General features: G+C 32.8%; 4 protein-coding genes. 1 reads left to right on the top strand and 3 read right to left on the bottom strand.

The features are described 5' to 3' along the window. Positions 1-94 precede the first annotated feature (94 nt). From BN349_RS23010 to BN349_RS00940, 3 genes are all read right to left on the bottom strand, one after another. Positions 95-766, bottom strand: coding sequence for a phosphatase PAP2 family protein (locus BN349_RS23010; RefSeq protein ID WP_019240392.1), 672 nt, complete (start codon positions 764-766; stop codon positions 95-97). 345 nt (positions 767-1,111) lie between these two features. Then, positions 1,112-2,335 carry an ABC transporter permease gene (locus BN349_RS00945; RefSeq protein ID WP_019240391.1) on the bottom strand — a complete coding sequence of 408 codons (1,224 nt, stop codon included), beginning with the start codon at positions 2,333-2,335 and terminating at the stop codon, positions 1,112-1,114. Next, positions 2,328-3,068 (bottom strand): ABC transporter ATP-binding protein, encoded by a 741-nt coding sequence (locus BN349_RS00940; protein WP_019240390.1) that lies wholly within the window; start codon positions 3,066-3,068, stop codon positions 2,328-2,330. Before BN349_RS00940 ends, BN349_RS00945 begins: the two co-directional genes overlap by 8 nt. Before the next feature lie 598 nt (positions 3,069-3,666). On the opposite strand from BN349_RS00940, the gene BN349_RS00935 reads away from it, so the two are divergent. Further along, entirely contained in the window at positions 3,667-4,092 is a 426-nt protein-coding gene (locus tag BN349_RS00935; RefSeq protein ID WP_019240389.1) for an HIT family protein, read from the top strand. Positions 4,093-4,120: the final 28 nt, after the last annotated feature.

Genomic DNA, 4,120 nt, shown 5'->3' with positions numbered 1-4,120 from the left:
AAAAACACCCCAAAAGTTAGTTTTTTCACTCTAACTTTTGGGGTGCAGCACCGTTAGAGCACCTCTTTTTAAATAAAAGGATTCATTCATCCTTTTATTTTGTTTTGGAATTGTAAATAACTTTTCTAAGTAAATGATACAGTTTAATGGCTAATATTATGCATACTAATCCTAAAAAATAACCAGCAAGCACATCTGATGGAAAATGTGCACTTAGAACAATTCTACTTATTCCAGTAACAATAATGATGATAATGGCCGTAATCCAAATAAGTACTTTTTTTCTTTTCCCTTGAAGGTATTTGGAGATAAAATAAGCTACCACAGCATAAGTCACTATGCTAAGCATAGCATGCCCACTTGGAAAGCTATAACCGACTGCATCAATAGATGGATCAATTAGAGGACGATCTCTCCCTACTAATCCTTTCACAAAGACATTTAAACGATCTGTTCCTGCAACAAGGAATGCGACAATCGCAACTGCAATTAAGTCTTTCTTCTTCCACAATAACCAAATCATTAACGCAAGTGTTACTACTCCAATTCCACCTCTTGATCCTAATTCTGTCCAATATTTAAAGAACATATGGACATTTCCTTCATTCCAATTTTGAAAATAGGATTGGACAGGTTTTTCCCAAGAAAATTCAATTCCACTATTAATGACATACATCAAAATTAAAAATGAAACAAATGAAATAAATACAATGGCAGCCGTAAGATATGTAAGTGGACCTGCATGTCGATTCTTTTGTTTGTCCATTTTTGATTTCCTCCCTAATAAAATCTGCTCATTACTAACTTATATGAACAATTAAGGGTTCTATTCTACTTTGTCCAAAGAAATTATTTGACAAGCACTAGCGATTAAAACATAAGAGCTTGACTCAAAAGGTCATTCTTTATGATTTTAAATGGATTAAAAGATACATCTCTCTTTTAATATAAGAGGAAATCAAGCCAATCACATGACTAATGGGGGTACATCAGCTTATATTAGCAAAGTAAAATACACACATAAACAAGATAATTTATAAAAATAACGCATTATGAAGAAGTGGAGGCGTCCAAAAGTGATGGAACATCACTTTTGAGACGCCCTCCCCTCTTAATCCCATTTATCTGCTAATTTCTTAATCAATTTTTGATAATAGGCTCTTAACAGAACGATAATTATTACTCCAACCACTAGTATGCCCAAAAATGATTGGAAGCTACTCACAATCCATCCGACTAGTGCAAAGATTATGATTTGAATCATGAGTATTGAAAATAAAAGTTGTTGAATAGCTTTATTTTTTTGATTCTCGCTAATTGGATAGAGGTCATGCCATATCAAATTATCGTGTTGTTTTCTTAAAAGAATCAATTGGAAGCCAGTAAGGTAAACAAATAATCCTGCTCCTATTATCTGAGGAAGTAAGGACGTTAATGAGAATAAAACAAATAACCCTATTACGGTAAGTCGAATAAACAATCCTAAGAAATCACTACTTCTTAAAAAGGTTCTCAAATATAAATACAGGTAAGTATTCTCATGTTTATAGGCAATAAGCGTTAAAATGGGATCTAACCACTTTCTACGAGATACCTTTTCTTTTAAATTAGGCACATCCGTGAAAAGATTTGCAAATCTATAAAAAGAAAGCATTCTTTTACTTTCTAAAGAAATTAACATTTCCCATTTTAGTAATTTATCTTTAACTGCACGTTCAAAATAAAGCCATAAGAAAATAAGCACAATGAACACGATGGCTGCTAACAAAAGATTACTTTTTGACAAAATCATATATAGCAGTACAAAGTTCACAAAGTAACGGACAACGCTGTCAATAATATGTGTGGCTGTCTCTTGATATCGTAAAATAGCCCATTTTATACGTATATTAAAGTACTTTACTACAAGTAAAGCTATGAAGATCCAAAAAAAGTCTATAAAATGCCCTTTTTCTACTGCAACATACAATGGCATCGCAGCCACTAAAAGCATTAGTAGTATGTAACTTTGCATAATTAAACTTAGATTTATACTCTTCTTAAAATAAGGTGTTAGTTTTTTCTCAATTGGAAGTAAGAAAAACATATCTGGTTCTTTTAATAAGGTATAAATTGGACTTTTAGTAAGAACTATTGCAATAATCGCAGCAATGATTATAGCTGCAGGAAAAGAACGATCAAGCGTTTTGACCCATTCACTATAATAATAAGCGAGTCCTCCAAAACCAATGATTAAAACGAACACTAAATGACCATTAAATATATACTTTAAATATTTTTGAAGTTCCTGTACGAAAATAGCGAACCGATTTCTCCATAATTCATTACTATTCATGATTTTCTTCCTTTGTTAATTCAATATAAAGGTCATCTAACGAAGCATGTGGCATTCCAAATTCTTCTCTTAAATCATCTAATGTTCCTTTTGCACGTATTTGCCCATTGTGTAGAATTACAAAAGAATCACAGTACCTCTCTGCCGTTGCTAAAATATGAGTAGACATTAGGATACCTGCTCCACTTTCTTTCATCTGATTCATTAAGTTTAACAAGGACTGAATTCCAAGAGGATCTAACCCTACAAATGGCTCATCTACAATATACAGAGACGGTTGTACTAAGAATGCGCACATAATCATAACCTTTTGTTTCATCCCTTTTGAAAAATGAGCAGGAAACCATTTCAATCGCTTCTCCATTCGAAATTCCTTCAATAGTTTTTCTTTTCGTAGATGAAATTCTTCTTTTGGTATATCATATGCCATTGCCGTTAAATGTAAATGTTCATCAAGTGTTAGCTCATCGTATAATACTGGCGTTTCTGGAACATACGAAAACTGCTTACGGTACTTTTCAAGATTTTGCTCTAGAGTAATATCATTGATGGTAATACTTCCTTTTTTCGGTTCCATAGTCCCAATGATATGTTTGATGGTTGTACTTTTTCCAGCACCATTTAAGCCAATCAGTCCAACAAGCTCACCTTTCTCAACATTAAAGCTAACATCATTTAAAACCATATTTTTTGTATATCCACCGGTTAATCCATTTATTTGTAAAAGAGTCATACAAAGATTCCTTTCTTATATAGAACTTAGTTACGTATGATTTTAACAAAAATTCTGGTTAATATACACTCTCCTCATCCAAAAAACCATAATTAACCATTATATATTTTGAAATATTGGTTATGCTATTTAGTGAGGAAGGAATGAATCAAGTAATTGGTGTTTATACAACATTTCAATTTTTGAAATGAGGTGTCTCGAAAAGACAGGATATCGATTATTAGCAACTTTCCTAAATGCAAGGAGATGGTTCTCTTGCAAAACTATTCTAACCGTTCAAATACAAGCACATAACTGATTTCAATATTGAGATGAGGTGTTTGTTAAAGGCAATTAATCGATTTATACGTTGTGAAATGAAAAGATCCAATGTAATGGAGATGGTTGCATTGAACATAGAATTTTCTCTACACTAACACTTTATAGTCAAATGAGGTGTTTACTGCAGAAAGTGACCAGCAAAGTTGACTACAACGAGTAATTCCTTCCTCAGCCGACGGGGTGCACAATACTGTGCATCCTGTTTTACTGTGCCAAACCCGTACATCTTGTGGTAAAATATGTAGGACTTTATTATCTAGTGAAAGGGTGAAACAATATGAGCGATTGCATTTTTTGTAAAATTATTAAAGGTGAGATTCCATGTTCTAAAGTGTACGAAAATGAGCATGTACTCGCATTCCTTGATATCAGTCAAGTAACAAAAGGTCACACATTAGTGATTCCAAAATTACATAAAGAAAATGTTTATGAATTAACACCAGAAATGGCAAGACATATATTTGAAGCGGTTCCTAAAATCGCAAATGCGATAAAAACAGAATTTAATCCAATTGGGTTAAATACATTAAATAATAATGGTGAACATGCTGGACAGTCTGTCTTCCATTTTCATATGCACCTGATCCCAAGATATGGTGAAGGAGATGGATTTGGAGCAGTTTGGAAAACACATACAAGTGAGTATTCACCAGAAGATCTTCTTCAAATTTCATCAAGCATTAGCAAACATATCGAAGAATAATCGAATAAAAAACAAGATGCCTCTAATG

The sequence above is a fragment of the Bacillus sp. AP8 genome, from assembly GCF_000321185.1.
GTDB classification, from domain to species: Bacteria; Bacillota; Bacilli; order Bacillales; family DSM-1321; genus Bacillus_AD; species Bacillus_AD massilioanorexius.
Note: the sequence above shows the minus strand (reverse complement) of the source record. Positions and strands in the feature narration are given on the sequence as shown.